General features: G+C 44.9%; 16 protein-coding genes and 2 pseudogenes. 8 read left to right on the forward strand and 10 right to left on the reverse strand.

Annotation, left to right across the window (positions count from 1 at the left end; genetic code table 11):
* Nucleotides 1-324: 324 nt before the first annotated feature.
* Nucleotides 325-1,596, reverse strand: a complete 1,272-nt coding sequence (locus FTV42_RS11550) for a Glu/Leu/Phe/Val dehydrogenase (RefSeq protein WP_180038875.1) — start codon at nucleotides 1,594-1,596, stop codon at nucleotides 325-327.
* A 328-nt stretch (nucleotides 1,597-1,924) separates the two neighbouring features.
* Between FTV42_RS11550 and FTV42_RS11555 the strand changes: the two genes are divergently transcribed.
* From FTV42_RS11555 to FTV42_RS11570, 4 genes are all read left to right on the forward strand, one after another.
* Nucleotides 1,925-3,427 (forward strand): PLP-dependent aminotransferase family protein, encoded by a 1,503-nt coding sequence (locus tag FTV42_RS11555; protein WP_004646934.1) that lies wholly within the window; start codon nucleotides 1,925-1,927, stop codon nucleotides 3,425-3,427.
* Nucleotides 3,428-3,844: 417 nt separating this feature from the next.
* Nucleotides 3,845-5,299 carry an amino acid permease gene (locus FTV42_RS11560; RefSeq protein WP_180038846.1) on the forward strand — a complete coding sequence of 485 codons (1,455 nt, stop codon included), beginning with the start codon at nucleotides 3,845-3,847 and terminating at the stop codon, nucleotides 5,297-5,299.
* Between the two features lie 367 nt (nucleotides 5,300-5,666).
* Nucleotides 5,667-6,536, forward strand: a complete 870-nt coding sequence (locus FTV42_RS11565) for an SDR family oxidoreductase (RefSeq protein ID WP_180038847.1) — start codon at nucleotides 5,667-5,669, stop codon at nucleotides 6,534-6,536.
* 213 nt (nucleotides 6,537-6,749) lie between these two features.
* Entirely contained in the window at nucleotides 6,750-6,920 is a 171-nt protein-coding gene (locus tag FTV42_RS11570; protein ID WP_180038848.1) for a hypothetical protein, read from the forward strand.
* Nucleotides 6,921-7,002: 82 nt separating this feature from the next.
* On the opposite strand, the gene FTV42_RS11575 is transcribed toward FTV42_RS11570, so the two are convergent.
* The 6 genes from FTV42_RS11575 to FTV42_RS11600 form a co-directional block, all read right to left on the reverse strand.
* The gene (locus FTV42_RS11575) at nucleotides 7,003-8,064 is read right to left on the reverse strand and encodes an enoyl-CoA hydratase/isomerase family protein (RefSeq protein WP_180038849.1); all 1,062 of its coding nucleotides are present in this window, start codon (nucleotides 8,062-8,064) and stop codon (nucleotides 7,003-7,005) included.
* A 20-nt stretch (nucleotides 8,065-8,084) separates the two neighbouring features.
* Nucleotides 8,085-8,858 (reverse strand): enoyl-CoA hydratase, encoded by a 774-nt coding sequence (locus tag FTV42_RS11580; RefSeq protein ID WP_180038850.1) that lies wholly within the window; start codon nucleotides 8,856-8,858, stop codon nucleotides 8,085-8,087.
* 19 nt (nucleotides 8,859-8,877) lie between these two features.
* On the reverse strand, nucleotides 8,878-10,005 hold the full coding sequence (locus FTV42_RS11585; protein ID WP_180038851.1) for an acyl-CoA dehydrogenase family protein: 1,128 nt from the start codon (nucleotides 10,003-10,005) through the stop codon (nucleotides 8,878-8,880).
* Between the two features lie 46 nt (nucleotides 10,006-10,051).
* Nucleotides 10,052-11,701, reverse strand: coding sequence for an AMP-binding protein (locus FTV42_RS11590; protein ID WP_180038852.1), 1,650 nt, complete (start codon nucleotides 11,699-11,701; stop codon nucleotides 10,052-10,054).
* Between the two features lie 86 nt (nucleotides 11,702-11,787).
* The gene (mmsB, locus tag FTV42_RS11595; RefSeq protein WP_180038853.1) at nucleotides 11,788-12,678 is read right to left on the reverse strand and encodes a 3-hydroxyisobutyrate dehydrogenase; all 891 of its coding nucleotides are present in this window, start codon (nucleotides 12,676-12,678) and stop codon (nucleotides 11,788-11,790) included.
* An 11-nt stretch (nucleotides 12,679-12,689) separates the two neighbouring features.
* The gene (locus tag FTV42_RS11600; RefSeq protein WP_180038854.1) at nucleotides 12,690-14,219 is read right to left on the reverse strand and encodes a CoA-acylating methylmalonate-semialdehyde dehydrogenase; all 1,530 of its coding nucleotides are present in this window, start codon (nucleotides 14,217-14,219) and stop codon (nucleotides 12,690-12,692) included.
* Nucleotides 14,220-14,396: 177 nt separating this feature from the next.
* On the opposite strand from FTV42_RS11600, the gene FTV42_RS11605 reads away from it, so the two are divergent.
* The gene (locus tag FTV42_RS11605) at nucleotides 14,397-15,281 is read left to right on the forward strand and encodes a LysR family transcriptional regulator (RefSeq protein ID WP_180038855.1); all 885 of its coding nucleotides are present in this window, start codon (nucleotides 14,397-14,399) and stop codon (nucleotides 15,279-15,281) included.
* A 169-nt stretch (nucleotides 15,282-15,450) separates the two neighbouring features.
* Nucleotides 15,451-16,128 (forward strand): type 1 glutamine amidotransferase domain-containing protein, encoded by a 678-nt coding sequence (locus FTV42_RS11610; protein WP_086044836.1) that lies wholly within the window; start codon nucleotides 15,451-15,453, stop codon nucleotides 16,126-16,128.
* A gap of 110 nt (nucleotides 16,129-16,238) precedes the next feature.
* On the opposite strand, the pseudogene FTV42_RS11615 reads toward FTV42_RS11610, so the two are convergent.
* Nucleotides 16,239-17,090 (reverse strand): annotated as a pseudogene (locus tag FTV42_RS11615) (AMP-binding protein); the annotation flags it as partial.
* A gap of 20 nt (nucleotides 17,091-17,110) precedes the next feature.
* Between FTV42_RS11615 and FTV42_RS11620 the strand changes: the two are divergent.
* Entirely contained in the window at nucleotides 17,111-17,254 is a 144-nt protein-coding gene (locus FTV42_RS11620) for a hypothetical protein (RefSeq protein ID WP_180038856.1), read from the forward strand.
* Nucleotides 17,255-17,330: 76 nt separating this feature from the next.
* On the opposite strand, the pseudogene FTV42_RS11625 reads toward FTV42_RS11620, so the two are convergent.
* Nucleotides 17,331-18,399: pseudogene (locus FTV42_RS11625) on the reverse strand (MFS transporter).
* 356 nt (nucleotides 18,400-18,755) lie between these two features.
* Between FTV42_RS11625 and FTV42_RS11630 the strand changes: the two are divergent.
* Entirely contained in the window at nucleotides 18,756-19,979 is a 1,224-nt protein-coding gene (locus tag FTV42_RS11630) for a CaiB/BaiF CoA-transferase family protein (protein ID WP_180038857.1), read from the forward strand.
* A gap of 70 nt (nucleotides 19,980-20,049) precedes the next feature.
* Here the strand turns inward: FTV42_RS11630 and FTV42_RS11635 are convergent, their stop codons facing one another.
* Nucleotides 20,050-21,732, reverse strand: a complete 1,683-nt coding sequence (locus FTV42_RS11635; RefSeq protein ID WP_180038858.1) for an AMP-binding protein — start codon at nucleotides 21,730-21,732, stop codon at nucleotides 20,050-20,052.
* Nucleotides 21,733-21,796: the final 64 nt, after the last annotated feature.

Here is a 21,796-nt window from a genome sequence, read left to right on the forward strand (position 1 = left end):
TACGTTGTAAATTTTGCTATCCGGATCTTGGGATAGAAATTTGCCAAAGACTGGCTGATATGGTTCATTTTGCGCTTTTATACGTATGAGACGAGAGCCACTTTGCAGCAGATAGAAGGAGCCAATTGATCTATTTAAAACGAGTAAAATAGTCAAAATATAAAATTATTTTATTTATAAACAATTATTTATATTTGCACTAAAAATTGGCTCCTTTTTAAATAAAGAAGCCAATTTAAAAATCCATTGCAAAAATTTAGGATGGGTAATAATCAACTAAATCCAGTCGGTTTAATCAATTAATCCATGGTGCAAAAACTTCGATTAACCCGGATAGATCCCGCGTTCCTGACGTGCCATTAAAATACGTTCACAAGCCAGAATATAAGCGGCTGTACGCAAAGAACATCCGGCCTGAACTGCTTTTTGCCATACATCCTGTACCGCATTTTTCATGCTGGCATCCATACGCTGGTTAATCTCTTCCTCAGTCCAGAAGTAGCTGGCCAAATCCTGAACCCATTCAAAATAGCTGACCGTCACGCCACCCGCATTGCAGATTACGTCTGGCACCACGGTAATATGACGTTCACTCAGAATTTCATCCGCTTCAGTCAAAGTGGGACCATTGGCACCTTCCAGAATCATTTTGGCCTGAATATTTTGCGCGACCTGAGTATTAATCACACCTTCCAGTGCTGCCGGAATAAAAACTTCGGCAGGAATGCTCCAAAAAGCTGATGCAGAAATTTCATCACTGGCAGAAAATCCCTGAATTTTATGGTGGGCATTGGAGTATTCAAGCAGCTTTTTAATATCAATCCCCTCTTCTTGATACAGGGTGGCGGAATGGTCCTGAACACAGATCACTTTGCTGCCATTTTCCTGGAAAAGCAGCGCAGCTTCACTCCCGACATTACCGAAACCCTGTACACAGACCCGAGCATTTTTTAAATCCAGACCGATTTGCTGGGCAACTTCACGGCCGCTAATAAACACACCACGGCCTGTGGCTTTACTACGGCCTAAAGAACCCCCTAAATGCACCGGCTTTCCGGTCACTACACCAGTAATCGTAGAACCTGCATTCATGGAAAAGGTGTCCATCATCCAGGCCATGATTTGCGGATTGGTTCCTACATCCGGTGCCGGAATATCTTTTTGCGGTCCAATAATTAAATTGATTTCTGCCGTATAACGTCGGGTCAAGCGTTCCAGTTCGCGTTTGGAAAGCTGGCTCGGATCGACTCGCACACCGCCTTTGGCTCCACCAAAAGGTAAATTTAGAGCAGCACATTTGATTGTCATCCAGGCTGACAGAGCCATCACCTCATCCAAATTGACATCTGGATGAAAACGCACACCGCCTTTGCCCGGACCGCGGGTTAAATTGTGCTGAACACGATAGCCTTCAAAATGCTGAACCGTACCATCATCCATAATGACCGGGACATCGACAATCAAACTGCGCTTTGGGCGTCGCAGCATGTCCAGTCGTTCACTCAGCTCACCCAGATAAGGCGCTACTTTATCCAGTTGCTTAAGATAATTGTTCCAGGCCGTTGTACCTTGCTCGGTATAGGTCAATCCTTTCATCATCATGTTCATTCTATGATCCTTTTGTTATATGCAGTCGTATGTCCTGGCGGCTGCAACACATCTCTATTCGGCTGTTATGGCAATCATTGCTTGATTCAGGTCTTAGTTCAGCGAGCTCCAAACAAAATCAGTGTCTAGATTTTCCGCTTTAGTTTTAATCGGTATCTGTGTATATTGCCTGCCCGCCTGTATGCTCGCATTCAAGCCGCAGGTACATGATCAAAACGCATACAAGACACTTTACAATGACTGCCTGATCAGACTATTTTGCACCTAGCAATACCGCTCTCACGAGAGCCATTTCAAATTTGTAGGAGAGAGCCAATTGCGTAGCTTGCTTGGAGATTATTTACTGCAGCGATTGCAGCAAGATGTCACAGGAACATTACAGATGCGCCTGTTCCGCTGCTTGCGTAACGCGATTATTGATAGCGTATTGGCTCCCAAAACCCGCTTGCCTGCATCACGTGATCTGGCTAAAGAGATTCAGGTATCGCGTAATACGGTGTTAAATGCCTATGAACAATTACAGGCACAGGGTTATGTTGATGCCCGTACCGGTCAAGGTACCTGGGTAGTAGAGAAATTACCCGAATCCTTTTTGGTGAAGGCAGAACAGAATTCTCCTGCCGTTGCAGAAAAAAAAGCACAGCAAAATTATAATCTGTCGCAACGCGGTTCTTACTTGCTCGGCTATTCCGCGGCTTCGCCTTATCAATGGGGAGCCTTTGTACCGGGCGCACCCGATGTAACCGAATTTCCGCATCATATTTTCAGCAAAATCCAAACGCGTTTGAGCCGTGAACCTCAAGTTAACAACCTGATTTACAGCAATGCCGGTGGCTCCCTAGAACTGCGTCAGGAGCTGGCAGAATATCTGAAAATTGCCCGTTCAGTGCAGTGCGATGCTGATCAGATCATTATTACCGAAGGCACCCATCAGGCGATTGATTTGGTCTCGCGTACTTTAAGCGACATAGGCGATGAGGTCTGGATCGAAGATCCAGCCTATTGGGGCGCGCGTAATATTTTACGAATTAATGGCGTCAATCTACGTTCCTTACCGGTGGATCAGGAAGGGATTATTCCCGATCTGCATCCCAAGAAACCACCTAAACTGATTTTTGTGACGCCGTCGCATCAGTATCCTTTGGGCTCACATTTAAGTTTAGAACGGCGCAAACAGTTAATTGCACTGGCACGCCAGCACAATAGCTGGATTGTTGAAGATGATTATGACAGCGAGTTCAGGTTCTCGGGCCAGCCCTATCCTTCTTTACAAGGTTTAGAGCCGGATTCTCCGGTGATTTATATGGGGACGTTCAGTAAGACGATTTATCCGGCCCTGCGTATTGGCTATTTAGTGGTACCAAAACAGCTCTTTTCTTCATTGCGAATTGTAGCTTCGGAACTTTATCGTGGTGGTCACTTAATCGATCAGCAAACACTCGCTGAATTTATCCGTGAAGGACATTATGAGGCGCATATCCGACGGATGCGTTTATTGTACGGTAAACGCCACGCTTTTTTAATTGACCTGATTCGCCGACATTTAGGTGAAGATTTTCTGCATGAATACAATACCGCCGCCGGTTTGCATCTGATTTTAAAATTGCCGAGCAGCAGTGATGATGTCTTGATTGCATCCAAAGCGCTTGAACTGGGAATCAAGGTCAGAGCCTTATCGCAATACTATACCAAACATTATTCGACTCGGCAGAAAGGATTATTACTAGGCTTTGCCTGTGTGAGTGAACAGGAAATTCTGGTGGCTTTCGGGATATTGTTAAAGTGCTTGCGTGAGCATGGGATCCGCACTTTAACTTAGTAAAAACTTAAGGATCAATACAATTATATTTTTAAAATCAAAAAGCTTTCATTTATTTTTAAAAGGGAACGTAAACCTGCTTTTAGCCTGATATTTTAGGTAGGCTTTATTTTTCTGTAAATATGGCCTGCTTATATTTTTTATCTCTTAAGCCAATTGGCTCCTTTGAATTGCTCAAAAATGGCTCTCGTCACTTTACAACAAAAAAGAGAAATTAACCGCATACATGAACAGCATGTAACCGTACTTTAATCAAAGTGTGATCCTGTCTATAGGGCTACAAGGATTCATTTTATTAAGATTAACTTAATATTGGTCAAGCACTGATGAATTCGGTTACAGTTTCAAAGGATAAGATAGCGTAAGCCAAATAAGGAATTTTATTGCCGCTACGCTATTGATATTAAGGGAAATTATATGGCAGAACATCAACATTTCTCCAATTCCGAATCATCAAACGGCTTAAAAAACGGACTTAAATCACGCCATCTCACCATGATTTCAATTGCCGGCGTCATTGGTGGAGCACTCTTTGTCGGCTCCGGTAATGTCATCTATTCTGCAGGACCTGCTGCACTCATTGCCTATACTCTAGGTGGAATATTAGTTTTACTCATTATGCGTATGCTGGGAGAAATGGCGGTACTGAATCCCGACAGCGGCTCATTTTCAACCTATGCGGACCGAGGAATCGGGCGCTGGGCCGGATTTTCCATCGGCTGGTTATACTGGTCTTTCTGGACCTTGCTCATGGGCTGGGAAGCCTTTGTCGCCGGGAAAATCTTAAATAGCTGGTTTCCATTTATCCCGATCTGGGGCTATATGCTTCTGGTCACTGTAGCGCTGGTCTGGATTAACCTCCGTGACGTAAAAAACTTTGGTGAATTCGAGTTCTGGTTTGCCCTGATTAAAGTCATTGCCATTGTACTGTTTCTGGTGTTTGGTAGTTTGGCCGTGATGCACCTTTGGCCTTGGGGCGATGCCTCTATGCTCGGTGGTACAACTCATCTAACCGCTCAAGGCTTTATGCCTAATGGGTTTTCATCGGTGATCACGGCCTTATTGGGTGTAATGTTTGCTTATATGGGAGCAGAGATTGTCACCGTAGCAGCAGCTGAAACCAAAGATCCAGCCAAGGAAATTCGTAAGGCCGCTAATTCAATTGTATGGCGTATCATTTTATTCTATGTCGGTTCAATGTTGATTACGGTTTGCCTGATTCCACACAATAATCCTTTATTGAAAGATCCGACCTGGGGTACGTATAGCGTAGCGCTTACTGCACTCGGTATTCCAGAAGCACGCCATATTGTTAATTTTGTCGTGCTCACCTCGGTATGTAGCTGCTTTAACTCCGCACTTTATACCTGTTCACGCATGGTCTATTCCCTCTCCAAACGTGGAGATGCACCAAAGAGTTTCGGTTTAACCAACCGCAATAACAGCCCATGGGTAGGTGTCATCTTTTCAAGCCTGTTTTCTTTCGTGGCGATTTATCTGACTGCCACCGAAAGTATGAATATTTATGATGTCTTGATGTTAGCGACGGGTACCGTATCTTTATATGTCTATCTTGCTATTGCCATTTCTCAGCTTAAGTTACGTAAAAAACTGGAAGCTGAAGGACAAAATATTCCATTCAAGATGTGGTTATTCCCATGGCTCACTTATCTGGTCATTATCTTTATTGTCGGCGCTTTAATTACCATGATTATTGAGGGGACGTATTTTAAAGAAGTGGTTTATACCAGTGTGCTTGCATTATTTATTGTAGGCTTAGGCATCTGCGCACAAAAGTTTAACTGGGGTAAAACCTCAGTCAAAAAGGAAAAAGCAGCACAAGCCAGAATTAATTTAAGTGATAATCTTTAATTTATTTCTATAGAAATTTTTTAAATACATCAGAATGAATAAATGGAGAGTTAACAAACTCTCCATTTATTTTATATACAAGCCCAGTAAAAAAGGCCTATGTATGTCTAGATTTTAAATCTCCGTTGATACTTTACCTTTCCTAATCAAATTTCACCTTTCAAGACCACCTTAACTATTTAAGTGTAGCCAGAAGCTGTTCCATTAGCTTTTTCTGTTCTGATTGGTCAACCTGATCCGTTTCAATGAATAATTGATAAATCTCGAATACATTCTGTTATGAAATGTTGAGTCCAGCCTCATTTTGCCCAAAAGCTTCTAATATATTTTTTCTTATATGGCCACAATCATTGGAATTGGAAAAGATATGAATCATTATCCTGAAACCCCAGCTTCAACTGAAACCCAAGACCATCAACCGGGTGTGCAAACCAAAATGGACCCTGCACCGGAAATTATTAAACCGCATTATAAAGGCAGTGAAAAATTAAAAGGCAAAGTTGCCTTGATTACTGGTGGTGATAGCGGAATTGGCCGTTCTGTATCGGTCTTATTTGCTCGCGAAGGTGCCGATATTGCCATTTGCTATTTGGATGAAGACCAGGATGCACGGGACACCAAAAAAATGGTGGAAGATGAAGGCCGCCGTTGTCTGCTGATTCAATGTGATTTACAAGATCAAGATGAAATCAAGAAAATGGTGGAAAAGACCCTTCAGGAATTTAAAACGATTAATATTCTGGTCAATAATGCCGGCGTTCAATACCCGCAAGAAAGTATTACCGATATCTCGCCCGAGCAATTACTTAAAACATTTAATGTGAATATTCTGTCGATGTTCCACCTGACTCAGGCGGTGATTCCGCATATGCAAGAAGGTGATAGCATTATCAATACGACGAGTATTACCAGTTATCATGGTCATGACCAGCTGATTGACTATGCGAGTACGAAAGGTGCCATCACCACATTTACCCGAAGCCTTTCCACCAATTTATTGAAAAATAAAACCGGCATTCGTGTCAATGGGGTCGCGCCAGGTCCAATCTGGACACCATTGATTCCGAGCAGTTTTGATTCCGATCAGCTTAAAGATTTTGGTAAAAGTACCCCAATGGGCCGCATGGGCCAGCCAAGTGAAGTAGCACCGGCGTATTTATTTCTGGCCAGTGAAGAAGCCAGCTATATTTCAGGTCAGGTGATTCATGTGAATGGCGGCAGTATTATTAACGGCTAATCAAGCAAAGAAGATGATGGTTCTAGATGACCGTTATCTTCATCTCCTTGATTTCAGGCCCATATATTTTTAAGAAATATTTTTAAAAATCAATGTATAAAACATTTTCTAGATTCTATTTTTCTTTTATAAAATAAGTCAAACAAATACTTACCTGCATAGAAACCAGCCCTTGTTATAGTAATTTAAGCCAAACCTGATGAGGATATTAAGATGCCTAGAGGTGACAAATCAGCCTATACCGATAAGCAAAAACGGCAGGCCGAACATATTGAAGAAAGCGAAAAAAAACGTGGTCATTCTGAGGAAGAAGCCGAACGTATTGCCTGGTCGACGGTCAATAAACAAGATGGTGGCGGCAAGAAAAAGAAAACGTCCCACTAAATAGAATTCATGTCGATGAAAGTATGGGACAGATACAAAGACCCTCTATAATGTAATTATAGAGGGTCTTTGACCATCAGGCTCAAGTAATATTTTCGATACGCTGCTGAGTCCATGCTGGCCAGAGCTTTTCCAGTGTTTGTTCAAATTCTGCATTCTCGGTTCGCCACTGCGGATTTTTGTCTTTATCAATAACCAGCGCACGAACCCCTTCAATAAAGTCGCCCTGCTCTAACCAGACATCCTGCAAGTCCCGTTCTAGCTGCATGCATTTTTCCAGCGACAAATTCTGTCCGGCTTGCTGTAACTTCAGGCTGGTTTGCTTGGCCATAACCGGACGTTGCTGCAGAATTGCCAGCATTTTACTAGCCCATTCCTGATCGGTTGAATTACTTGTATGAGCAAGACTCTGTTCAATCTCCTTGAGGTTTGGATAGCCAAAATGCTGATTAATCAGATCTGCACGTTTTTGCAGCTCGCTTTCTACCGGATGCGTAATATAGCCACTAATGATTTTCTGGATTTCAATCGAATTTAACACAGGCGCAGTAATCAACGCTGCTTCCAATTCAGCAAAACGCTCACTCGGCACATGATAATCCACCAGATCGAGATACAAGGCATCACTGCTACTGATCTGCTCCCCGGTCAAAGCCATATAGACACCGACTTCATCCAGTCGGGACAGGAAATGGGTGGCTCCAACATCTGGGAAAAAACCAATCGCAGTTTCGGGCATGGCAAAACGTGATTTTTCACTCGTAACTTTGATATGACAGGCTTGAGCCAGTCCAAAGCCTCCACCCAGTACATAGCCATCCATCATCACGATCACGGCCTTTGGAAAATTACGCAAGGTGCTCAGCATCTTATATTCAGTGGCAAAAAAATCCTGATATTGGGTATTGCCGGCCTGATAGCTGTCGTACAGATATCGGATATCGCCTCCGGCACAGAACGCCTTGGGACTGTTGGAATTGATCAGGATGGCTTGCACTTTTGGATCATGGTGCCACTGCTCTAATTGCGCCTGAATGCCTTGAATCATCGGCAGGGTTAAGGCATTTAAATGGCTGGTGCGGTCCAGGCTGATAATGCCCAGACCCCCTGCGACCCGAATCGCTAAATTATTTTCATCACTCATTGTATTTTCCTATTCTTTTTTTATCGATGGGTAAATTGGGCTGGCCGTTTTTCCACAAAGGCCTGCATGCCTTCTTTCTGATCGGAACCTGCAAAAATGGAATGGAACACCCTACGTTCAAAGCGCAGGCCTTCAGCCAGGCTCACTTCAAAGGCCCGATTAATTGATTCTTTAATCATCATCACGGCAGTAAGCGACTTTTCAGCAATTTTTTCGGCAGCTTGCAGGGTTTGTTCCAGTAACTCTTCTTTAGTAAATACCCGAGCCACCAGACCACTTTGTTCCGCTTCTTGCGCCCCCATCTGCCGTGCAGTCAGGCACATTTCCATGGCTTTGGCCTTACCAATCGCCAAGGTTAAACGCTGGGTACCGCCAATGCCTGGCAACACGCCTAAAGTAACTCCAGGCAAACCAAATTTTGCATTATCAGCGCAGTAAATAAAGTCGCACATTAAAGCCAGCTCACAACCACCACCCAAGGCATAGCCACTCACTGCGGCAATTAAAGGTTTACGGCGCTGGGCAATTCGATCGGCCAGACTGAAAAAATCATCCAGATAAATTTGCGGAAAATTCAGATCTGCCATTTCTTTAATATCGGCACCAGCGGCAAAGGCTTTTTCCGAACCGGCAATCACAATACAGCCAATTGCCGGATCTTTTTCCAGCTGATCCAGTGCCTGATTGACTTCAACAATCAGCTGGTTATTTAGTGCATTTAACGCTTGCGGACGGTTTAAAGTAATCAGCCCCACACCATTACGTTGTTCTAATAAAATCGTTTGCCATTGCATGAGATAAATCCTTTTAAAATTAGAGGCTGCGAGCAATCACTAGGCGCTGAATATCGCTGGTGCCTTCATAAATCTGACAAATCCGCGCATCGCGATAAATCCGCTCAATCGGAAAATCTTTGAGATAACCATAGCCGCCAAAAATCTGCAGCGCTTTGGAACAGACACGTTCTGCCATTTCTGAAGCAAATAACTTGGCCATGGAGGCCTCAGTTAAACAGGCTTCACCGGCTTCTTTCTTGCGTGCTGCAAAATGCACCAGTTGCCGTGCCGCTTCAATTTCAGTCGCCATACTGGCCAGCCTGAAGGAAATTGCCTGCTGTTCAAAAATCGGTTTGCCAAAAGCCACGCGGTCGTGCGCATAAGCGGTTGCTTCTTCCAATGCGGCACGTGCCAAGCCAACTGCCTGTGCCGCAATGCCGATCCGTCCTCCTTCCAGATTGGCCAAGGCAATTTTTAAACCTTCACCTTCGGCACCGAGTCTTAAACTTTCATGAATGCGGACATCGGTTAAGGCAATCTGACAGGTATCCGAAGCATGCAGACCCAGTTTTTCTTCGACCCGAATGACTTCATAGCCGGGTGTGTCTCGCGGCACTAAAAAGGCACTCATGCCTTTTTTGCCCGCAGCTGGATCAGTCACGGCAAACACAATAATCATCCCGGCATTGTGGCCTGAGGTAATAAACTGTTTGGCGCCATTCAGAATATAATGATCGCCGTCCTTGACCGCCCGGGTTTTAATCGCGGCAGCATCCGATCCGGTATGCGGTTCGGTTAAGGCAAAGGCCCCAATCATTTCACCTTGGGCCAAAGGCTTTAGAAATTCCTGCTTTTGCTGTTCTGTACCGAACTTGAAAATCGGCACACAACCCACGGAGTTATGTACGCTCATAATCGCGGATGTTGCACCATCGGCGGCAGCGACTTCTTCCAAGGCCAGAACATAAGCCAGCGTACCTGTGCCCGAGCCGCCCCATTCTTCCGGAATCAGCATGCCTAAAAAACCCAGCTCTCCCATTTGGGCCAAGGTATCTTTGGGAAAGATGCCTTTTTGATCCCACTCGCCGGCAAAGGGTTTAATCTGTTCCTGGGCAAAACTTTTGGCCATATCCTGAATTAGTTTTTGCTCTTCCGTTAGTTGCATCGATGCTTCCTTCAATCTTCTTATTTAATCTATTGGCTTTATGAGTTTATGCAGTTTTGGATTGCTGTTTGTTGATTTCCTGATTGCGCAGTAAAAAGCGTTGAATTTTACCGCTTGGGGTTTTGGGCAATTCGGTCACAAATTCAATCAGACGCGGATAGGCATGCGCAGACAAACGCTTTTTCACAAATTGACCGAGTTCTTCTTCCAGATGGGCCGAAGCTGCAAAATTATTCGCCAGAATCACAAAGGCTTTAATCACTTCGGTACGCTCAGGATCAGGCACGCCAATGACTGCTGCTTCAATCACGGCATCATGTTCCAGCAAGGCACTTTCCACATCAAACGGGCCGACCCGATAACCTGACGTTGTAATGACATCATCACTACGCCCAACAAAGCTCATACTGCCATCTGCATGAATTTCTGCGGTATCCCCAGTTAAGTAATACTGTCCGACAAATGGAGATTTACGGCTTTCTTCATAGCCAGAGAACCACATCATTGGGGACTGGCTGATATCCACTGCCAGGATGCCCGGGACGTCAGCTGCTAATTCATGCCCCTGTTCATCGACAACGGCAATCCGGTAACCCGGGCTGGCAAAGCCTGCCGAACCTGAACGGACCGGATGTTCCAAGGCATGATGATTACACACCACCATCCCGACTTCGGTCTGGCCATAATGGTCATAAATCGGCACATCCAGTACCTCTTTAAACCAGCGGATCACTTCCGGATTTAACGGTTCTCCGGCGCTGCTGACGACGCGTAACTTGCCGCGCAGCTGTGCCATTTGTGCAGGATCGGCTGCCATCATCATGCGGTAAGCGGTCGGTGCCCCCGCCAGATTGGTAATGCCATATTCCTTAACAATTTCGCAGACACTTTCCGCATTAAAACCGCCTTCATAAAACAAGGTCGAGTGTCCAAGCATTAAGGGACCAGTAATTGCGTAATACAAACCGTAGGCCCAGCCGGGATCGGCAATATTCCAGAATGCATCTTCAGGAGTCAGACCAATGGCATTTTGCATATAGCTTGCAAAAGCAATCAGCGCTTTTAACGGGACTTTAAGTGGTTTCGCCGGTCCAGTGGTGCCCGAAGTAAACATCAATAAAAATGGATCATCGACATTCAGGATCTCCAGCTCACAAGCTTCAGCCTGACGGTTTAATACCGTCCAGAAGCTAAGATCGTGCGGATAGCGCTCTGCCTCAGTTTCGGCATGTACCGTCACAATCGCCGGGCAGTTGCTGATCTCGGATAATTTGTCCCGATTCACCAGATCAGTCATCACCAGCTTGCTTTGCGCCAGCTGAATGCGATGTTCAATAGCTTTGGGCCCAAAGGCCGTAAATAAGGGTTGATAGACAGCACCAATCCGCCAGGTCGCTAAAATGGTAATGATCAGCTCTGGGGTACGTGGTAATAGTCCGGAAACACGATCACCTTTACCAATGCCTTGAGACTTTAGAAAGTTGGCAAACTGGCTGGAATATTTTTTGAGCTCGGCAAAGCTATATTGTTCTTTACGGCCATCTTTACCATGCCAGTACAAGGCAATGGCATCGGAATTGGCATGACGGTCACAGCATTCATAACAGGCATTTACTGCCTGCATTGAACCGCAGAGATACTGACTTGCAACCGCATCTAAATCAAAGTTTTGAACTGTTGTTTGATAATTTAACATGTTAAACCTCAGCCTGAATTTATCGTTATTACTGACAAGGTGTAATTATTGAAGCGAATCCTTGCTCCATCTGAATCTTTTAAGTTTTAAGCAGGTGGCGTGGTGTATTGATGCATGATGCTGGAGAAGTCCAGATGGGCATCGCCTTCCTGACACAGTTGTTGATAGAGTTTTTGTACCATGCTGCCCAGAACCACCGGCTGATCCACCTGTTGCGCTGCATCGACGGCCAAACCTAAATCTTTGAGCATCAATTGTGCGGCAAAGCCATCGGTATAACCTCGCGATGACGGCGCATTGGCACAAATATCGGGCCATGGATTATAAATTTCAGAACTCCAGCAACGCCCGGTAGAACTGTTGATCACGCCTGCCAGTGCCTGCGGATCAATGCCCAGTTTAGCCCCGAGTGCCATGCCTTCTGCAACGGCGGTCATGGAAATGCCCAGAATCAGGTTATTACAGATTTTTGCCACCTGTCCTGTTCCCACTGCACCACAATGCACCAGATTTTTACCCATACAGCTGAGAACCGGTTTGACTGCCTCAAAGGTGGCAGCATCTGCACCGACCATGAAGGTTAAAGTGCCATCTTTGGCTCCTAAAGTACCGCCGGATACCGGTGCATCACAGACGCGAATCTGTTTGGCTTGCGCTGCTGCGGCAACCTCCTGAATAGTTTGCGGGTCAATGGTGCTGCTGTCGATACACAAACTGCCCGATTGAAGTACCTTCAGAATACCGTGTTCACCTAAATAGACTTCACGCACATGCTTGGCTGCGGGCAACATGCTGACCACGATCTCCGCCTGCTTCGCGGCAGCTTGTGGACTGTCGCAGACGATACCGCCCGCTTCTGCAAAATGCTGTAAAGCCACTGCGCTTAAGTCATAACCAAAAACCTGATGACCGGACTTGAGTAAGTTTTGCGCCATGGAGCCGCCCATGTTGCCTAAACCAATAAATGCAATCTTCATGCTGATGCTCCTTAACGCAGACTGATCGTGGTATTGACACCGGTGGTTTCCTGGTCATCTTCAAACCAGCGGCTGGTAATGGTTTTGGTCTGGGTATAGAACTGCACCGCCTGTTTGCCATAAGGACCTAGATCACCCAGTTTTGAACCGCGTGAACCGGTAAAACTGAAGAAAGGCACAGGTACAGGAATTGGAATGTTAATGCCAACCTGACCGATATCAATCTGGTTCTGGAAGGTACGTGCCGTATTGCCATTTTGGGTAAACAGTCCAACGCCATTACCAAACGGATTGGCATTAATCAGTGCAATCGCCTGTTCCAAAGTATCGACATGCATGATCGCCAGTACCGGGCCAAACACTTCTTCCTTGTAAATGCGCATCTCGGTCGTGACCTGGTTAAAAATCGTTGGACCGACAAAATTACCCTGCTCATAACCCGGAACCTGTACATTACGGCCATCTAGCAACAGTTCTGCGCCCTGTTCAACACCACTGTTAATCAAATCTATGACACGAGCTTTGGCACGGGTTGAAATCACCGGTCCCACATCGGTATTCGGTTCATGTCCGGCATTCACCTTTAAGGTTTTGGTTTTATTGACCAGTTCATCGACCCAGTGCTTGGTCTCACCGACCATTACCGCCACGGAAAGTGCCATACAACGTTGACCTGCTGCGCCAAAAGCTGCACCGACCAAGGCATTTAAGGTCTGTTCTTTATTCGCATCTGGCATCACCACCACATGGTTTTTGGCGCCCATCATCGACTGCACACGCTTGCCGTGTTGGCCTGCAAGGTTATAGACATGCGTGCCGACTGCAGTCGAACCGACAAAAGAAATCGCCTTGATATCGCGATGGGTACACAGTAGATCGACCACTTCTTTGCCGCCATGTACCACATTCAGTACGCCTGCCGGCACACCTGCCTGAATCGCTAACTCAACCAGCATCATGGTCGATAGTGGATCCTGTTCAGAAGGCTTTAAGACAAAGGTATTGCCGCAGACAATCGCCATCGGGAACATCCACAGTGGAATCATCGCCGGGAAGTTAAACGGTGTAATTCCTGCACAGACACCTAGTGGTTGCTGCAAGGTATAGGTATCGACACCACGTGCCACACCTTCAATATACTCGCCCATTTGTAGGGAACCGATCGAACAGGCATGTTCCACCACTTCCAGACCACGCTGGATATCACCTTCGGCATCAGCCAGGGTTTTGCCTTGTTCTGCCGTTAAGACTTGGGCAATACTTTTTAAATTGGTACGAATCAGATCCTGCAGTTTCAGCATGATTCGCATACGGGCCTGAATTGGAGTCTGGCGCCAGCTGGCAAAGGCATTTTGCGCAGCCGCAATCGCAGCATTGACTTCTTCAGCAGTGGCAAAAGGCACTTGGCCCAAAACTTCCTGAGTGGCAGGATTGATAATATCTTGCCAATGGCTAGTTTTTGATTCGACAAATTCACCATTAATGAGGAGTTTTGCGGTGGTGAATCCGGTACTTTGCTGTGGATGAGAAATGGCGTTCATGGTCGCTCCGTGCTGGTTTGTTATTGTCGTTGTATCTGCCTTTACTGGCTTTTATTTAACGTATAATTTTTACGCTGTTTCAGCAGACTAACAAAGAACACTTTGACCACCAATAGAAATTGGTGCACGATGGTTGTGCAAATATGCACAGGAATTTAACAGGATGTTAAATAAAAAATGAAAGTGGATTGGGATCATTTACGTTTCTTTTTGGTTTTAGCGCGTGCTAAAACGCTCACCAATGCAGCACGCTTGATTGGGGTTGAACATAGCACCGTAGCGCGGCGGATTCAGGCTTTGGAAAGTACTTTAGGTACGCAATTGTTTAAGCGCGAAGCCACCGGTTATGAACTGACCTCGGAAGGTCTGGCACTGGTGCCACGTGTCGAACAGATGGAACAGTCCTTTATCCAGATTGACAAGCGCCACGACCCTTTGCAAGGTCGGGTTCGGATTGGCGCGCCAGAAGGCTTTGGCACGGCATTTTTAGCCCGTCTTTTGGCAGAGTTTTCCCAACATTATCCTTTGCTGACCATTGACCTGATTCCGGTGCCGAAGGCGATCAAACTTTCAAATCGAGAAGCCGATATTGTAATCGCGATTGACCGGCCCAAATCTGGGCCGTATATCATTACTCGTTTGTCTAATTACTGTTTAAAGCTATATGGCAGCCAGCATTATTTACAGCAGAATCCGAAAATTAAAAAACTGGAAGACCTCCAGCAGCATCGTTTTGTCGACTATATTGATGATCTGGTCTATAGCACTGCACTGTATTCGCTGGAGCGTCTTCCCTTGCAAGTCAGTGCCTGTTTTCGCAGTAACAGTATTCTGGCGCAGGAGATTGCGGTTCGTGCAGGGGCCGGGCTGGCTATTTTACCGAAATTCCTGGTCAATGATAAAAGCGAACTCAAAGAGGTTTTGGGCGATCAGGTCAGTTTTACCCATACTTTCTGGATGCTGACGCTGGTCGATCTGCAACATGAACCAAAAATAAAACTGGTCTGGGATTTCCTGCGCAAGCAGGCTGATCTTCAGCAAGATCTGTTAGTGGGCAGATGAATATTAAATACAACTGTGCTGTATATAGAGTCCCTCTTTAAGTTAAATCAACTGAATTAACAACGTATCGATACAGCAAATGAACGTATCACAACACTGCTGACCTCTGTGGCTTGTTAAATTAACAGTCGATTATTCACGATGTTTAAACCAGAGACAGGAAAATAATATGAAAATCTTGATGGTACTGACTTCACATGACCAGCTGGGTGATACTGGCAAAAAAACCGGCTTCTGGCTGGAAGAACTGGCTGCACCCTATTACACCTTTGTTGATGCAGGCGCAGAGGTAGTTTTGGCATCTCCTGCAGGTGGTCAGCCACCGCTAGATCCGAAAAGTAATGAGCCGGATGCGCAAACCGAAACTACCAAGCGCTTTGAAGCAGATGAGGTAGCCATGCAGGCTCTTGCCAATACACATAAGTTGAGTGAAGTCTTAAATCAGGATTTTGATGCCGTGTTCTATCCGGGTGGTCACGGTCCATTATGGGATCTAGCCAAAGACCAGAATTCTATTTCTTTAATTGAGCAGACTTTACAGGCAGATAAACCTGTTGCGCTGGTCTGTCATGCACCGGGTGTACTTCGTGAAGTCAAAGATGCCGAAGGTCATTCGATTGTAGAAGGCAAGACAGTCACCGGTTTTACTAATACCGAAGAAGACGGCGTAGGCCTAACCGATGTTGTCCCATTTCTAGTGGAAGACATGCTGAAAGAAAAAGGTGGGAAATATTCCAAAACTGAGGACTGGCAGGTATACGTGCAACAAGATGGTCTGCTCATTACTGGACAAAACCCCGCCTCTTCTGCTGCAACGGCTGAAGCTTTATTAAAATTATTAAAGTAGAAGTTAATCTAAAATTCGTATTAACCTTTTAGATCGCTTCTTTTTGAATAAGAAAAACCCTGAATGATGCAAGATTATTCAGGGTTTAATTTATCTATTTATTCCCAGATTTAGTTCGCTTCAACTGCCGTTGAGGCAATATGCTGAGCCAGTAATTCTCTGAGTTTAAACTTCTGGATTTTTCCCGATGGGGTCATCGGAATATCCTCCCAAATTTCCAGGCGTTCCGGAAGATACTGCATAGCCAGATTATGAGTTTTCAGGAAATCTACCAGCTCATTAAAACTTAACGGCTTTGTCTGATCTTTCAGCTTGATGATTGCACAGGAACGCTCGCCCATTCGCTCATCTGCATAAGCCACTAAAGCTACTGTGGCGATATTCGGATGCTTATAAAGTAGTGATTCAATTTCCGCGACCGGAATATTTTCTCCACCACGAATAATCACATCCTTCTTACGTCCGCAAATCCGAATATAGCCATGCTCGTCCTGATAGGCAATATCGCCAGTATCAAACCAGCCTTCGGCATCCGTATCATTCAAATGTGGACGTTTTAAATAACCGCCAAAATTTGAACAGGTGCGGATCATCAAACGCCCGGATTCATTCACGGCTTTGGTCTGACCTTTTTTATTCACGATCTTGATTTCAACACCAGGTAAAGCGATGCCATCCGTATTGAAAGAGTGTTCATCCTCATCTTCAGGTCGGGTCAGCGTCACTGCACCACATTCGGTCATACCCCAAGCGGATATGACTTTAACGCCCAGAATTTCCCGGGCTTTTTGTACCAATGGCCCCGGAATGGGTGCACTAGCACACAGGAAAATTTTTAGTGAATCAACCTTGTCATGCTGTTCCGCCACGGTATTGGACAGGTCATTCAGGAATGGGGTCGAGGCCATGGTGAAATTCACCTGATGCTGATGAATTAGATCCACTGCTTTGGCTACATCCCAGCTTGGAAACATGGGACAACTTGCAAGCTCATTTCTTTGATTTTTATGGTCAGGCCTTAAATAAGCTGGCCTTTGATGATCTAGTTACCCTGATTCATCTACTCAATAAAGTAAATGATGGTTTAAAAAGTATTTATCTGCATAAAGAAACAGATCAGGAATAAACAAATAGAAATACAACTTTAATTGATGAATATAAAAAAAGAGCCTGAATTCAGGCTCTTTTTTTTGAAGTTGAAATTATGCCTTTTGTGGATCGTATTGGCGGTCTTTGATGAAAATCCCGGACACTGCCCCACATAAGAAATAAGCACCGCCCATAATCAGGAAGCCTAGACCAATTGAACCACCGCTGGCTGCCGCGCCAATAATCGCAGGTGCAAACATGGCGCCAATACGACCTGCATTATAAGCACCCCCTACTGCAGTACCACGAATCGAAGTGGCAAAGCTTTCCGTCATATAAGTGGCATTAATCGCATATGGAATACCATACAGGAATCCAAAGAAAATCAGCAGATAGGCAATGTTATCTGGCGTATTGAATAGCACAATCACGGGTAGGAAAACCGGCCGTAAAGATCCACAAAATAAACATTCTGCGATTCGCAGGATCCGCGAAAATCTCTTTGACTGTGCTTTTTTTGGCGGGTTGCTGTGCTGTGATTTCAGCTGGGGCATATAGACGCTGCAAACGTGCACGCTGCCAGGATTCTGGCTCAGGAACCAGTTTCTGGATAAAAATCGCCATAACCGAGGGAATAATGGCAATAAAAAACAGGGTTCGCCAGCCATATTCCGGAATGATCCAGCCTGCCAGTACAGTGGCCACAATATAACCGACGGTCCATCCTGCCTGTAAGGTACCTAAAACCGTGGTGCGATATTCAGTTGGAACATATTCAGCCATGAGCGTATTGGCTGCAATATATAAAGAGCCTATGCCAAAGGCAGAAAGAAAGCGTAAAACAGCAAATTGTTCAAAGTTCTGTGCAAAGCCTAAGGCTGCGGTCAATATGGAAAATACCAGAATCGAAATGACTACGGTACGTACACGGCCCAGACGGTCACAGGCCCAGCCACCCATAAAGCCACCAATCGCCATACCTGCTAAGGTAAAACTGCCTAGTGTACCGGCCTGCAGATTACTGAGACCAAACTCTGCTTTCAGACTGTTTAAACTGAAAGACAGCAGCAACATGTCCGCGCCATCTACCAGTAAAGCCAGAAAGGCGAAAATAAAAGCAATTTGCTGCGTTCGTTTGGTCGTAGGTTTAATCTTTTCTAATTCTCTCGCTAAATCCGTCATATTTAAATCTCTGTTTTCCTATCCTTAGGTTTTCATGATCTTTTATATTTAAAGCTATTCCGCTAATGAATATGCTTTAAGGCTAATCCGTTTTTAATTCACTTGATTGACTCCTTTTTTAATCCTGTCTGGGAGATCGCTTTTTCCTTTTTATCAGTGACCTCTTGTTCTTCGTTCATACTTATATTTGCATCAGGCTAAAGAAAATAAGATGAATATTCATCATTTTAGATGTTTTATTTTGTTATACGAAATTTATTATCATAAAGTTGATTGTTCTTTCATTTTCATATAGCTTTAAAAAGAGGGATAAGAACGATATGTCATTTGAATATGATCGAACAGGGAGCGTAATAATGGGTGCCTTAACAGGATTTCGTGTACTGGATTTAAGCCGGATTTTGGCTGGGCCCTGGTGTAGCCAGATTCTGGCTGATCTGGGTGCAGAAGTGATCAAGATTGAAAAACCGGATCATGGGGATGATACCCGTATCTGGGGACCACCTTGGCTTAAAAACAATCACCAGCAAGATACCCATGAATCGGCTTATTACCTGTCAGCCAACCGTGGCAAGCATTCGGTTGCAATCGATTTATCTACACCTGAAGGTCAAAGTATTATCAAAAAACTTGCTGAACAGAGTGATGTAGTCATTGAAAACTATAAAGCCGGTTCGTTGAAACGATATGGGCTGGATTATGAAAGTCTGAGCCAGCTAAATCCGCGACTGGTATATTGTTCCATTACCGGTTTTGGCCAGAACGGTCCGCGTGCGCAAGAGCCGGGCTATGATTTTATCGTTCAGGGAATGGGTGGCATGATGAGTGTCACTGGCGAACGTGATGACCTTCCAGGAGGTGGCCCGCAAAAAGCAGGTCTGGCCTTTGCCGATTTGACCACCGGCTTATATGCCGCAATTGCCATTCAGGCGGCTTTGTTGTCCCGTGAGAAAACCGGTGAAGGTCAGTATATTGATATGGCGCTGCTGGATACCCAGGTTGCTTCCCTCTCTGTTCTGGCCATGAATTATCTCACCTCAGGCAAAGTACCCGGTCGCTTCGGAAACGCGCATGCCAATATTGTGCCCTATCAGGTGTTCAAAGCCCAGGAAGGTGAATTTATTATTGCCTGTGGTAATGATCTGCAATTTCAAGCTTTGTGTCAGGCCGTTGGTTTGGCTAATGTGGCAGAAGATCCTCGCTTCTTGAAAAATTCTGGACGTGTTACACATCGTGAAGAACTGACCACAGTTCTACAGGCTCATTTCTATACTCGACCGGCAAAAAACTGGGTGGATTTAATCCATGCGGTTAAAGTGCCGGTAGGAATGATCAATGACCTGAAACAGACTTTGCAAGAAGAACAGGTATTGGCACGCGATATGGTGATTCAGATGCCGCATACTTTACGTGAAGATTACACCTCAATCGGTTCACCGATCAAACTCTCCAAGACACCGGTAGAATATAAAAAGGCACCCCCTTGTCTGGGTGAAGATACCGATGCCATTTTGAGTCAATATTTAAGTTCTGCTGAAATAGAAGAACTGAAAAGCAAAAAAGTCATCCAGCAGCGATAAGCCTGCAAGCAGTAAAAAAGGAATCTGTGGATACCTTTTTTATTTTAAATCTAATGGACTAGATCATTCCTTAACAGGCTTTGGCGCTCGGCTGAACAGTACGAGGCAGCTCGCGACGCAGAATTTTGCCTACTGCAGACTTGGGCAATCCAGCCAAAAACTCAATGTATTTGGGCAGTTTATAACTGGTCAGTTGCTGCTTCAGATAAGTCATGACTTCATCTTGGGTCAGAGTTTCATCCTGTTTCACAATAAATGCCTTGGGTACCTGTCCAGATTTTTCATCATCAATACCAATCACTGCACATTCCATTATTTTAGGATGTTTGGACAGCACGCCTTCCAGCTCATTGGGATAAACATTAAATCCGGAGACCAGAATCATGTCTTTTTTGCGGTCCAGAATGGTGATATAGCCCTGTTCGTCCATACAACCGATATCACCTGTCAGGAAGAATCCATCTTTGGTAAATACCTGTGCTGTTGCTTCCGGTTGCTGCCAGTATCCTTTCATCACCTGTGGACCACGTATGGCGATTTCTCCAGCCTGATTAAGTTCTACAGGTTTTCCTTCATCATTCAGAATCAGAATTTCAGTCCCTGCCAATGGCAAGCCAATCGTGCCACTAAATCGCCGGCTTAAAGGAGGGTTAAAAGTTGCAGTTGGTGAGGTTTCAGAAAGTCCGTAGCCTTCATAAATCTGGCAGCCTGTAACCTCATGCCATAACTCTGCCGTATTTTTCAGAATAGATGCTCCTCCGCCGGTTGTGGTTTTCAGGCGTGAATGATCCAGCTCACGGAAACGTGAATGATGCGCCAAGGCATTAAACATGGTATTCACCCCAGGGAAAACAGTGGGTGGATGTTTCTGGTATTGATCCGCCAAAGCATCCAGATCTCTCGGATTTGGAATCAGAACATTGGCGAAACCACGGCTTAAACCATAACTGAACAGGCAGATGGTAAATCCATAAATGTGATACAGCGGCAAGGCACAGAATACATATTCATTTTCAGTGGCATAGCGGTCACCAAAATGGCTGATAAATACGGTACTGTTCTGGGCAATATTAAATAGAATATTACGGTGACTCAGTTCAGCACCTTTAGAAATACCTGTGGTACCTCCCGTGTATTGCAGAATGACCGTATCTTCCTGATACTGTACAGGCGGTTCAAAATCAATAATCTCTACCTGATTTATTGACTGCCTAAAGTCAGAAAATTGTTTATCCTGATATTGTGCTGCCTGACTATAAATAGCACTTGGCTGCTCTTGAATAAAATCCAGCGGATGCGTTGAAATGACATATTTGAGTTGAGGACATTCATCTAGTGCTGTTAATTGCTCCAAAGTCTGTCCCAAGATAATCAAGGCTTCTGTACCTGAATCCTGTAGCTGATGATAGAGCTCGCGCTGGGTGTACATGGGGTTGACATTGACCAGCACATAACCCGCACGAATAATGGCAAAGGTCGCAATTGGATACTGAATAATATTGGGTAACATCACCGCAATACGGCTGCCAGCAGTCAGCCCAAGACTCTGTAAATAGCTAGCCAGTTTCTGGCTATACACATCGATATCGTGATAGCTGAATTTGCGATCTAGATAGATAAATGCGGTTTTATCCTGAAATTTTACCAAATTCTCAGCAATTATCGTGCTCAGGGTTTTCTCAGGATCTGGCCGGGTAAACTCCGGATTGATATTCCACTTTTTATATTCTTCCATCCATGGCTGACTGCTCATGACTATACTCCTGTCCTGGATTTACAATTATTTTGTATTATTTAAACCATAAGATTTTGATTTT

Source organism: Acinetobacter sp. YH16052 (genome assembly GCF_013417155.1).
In the GTDB taxonomy this organism is placed as follows: domain Bacteria; phylum Pseudomonadota; class Gammaproteobacteria; order Pseudomonadales; family Moraxellaceae; genus Acinetobacter.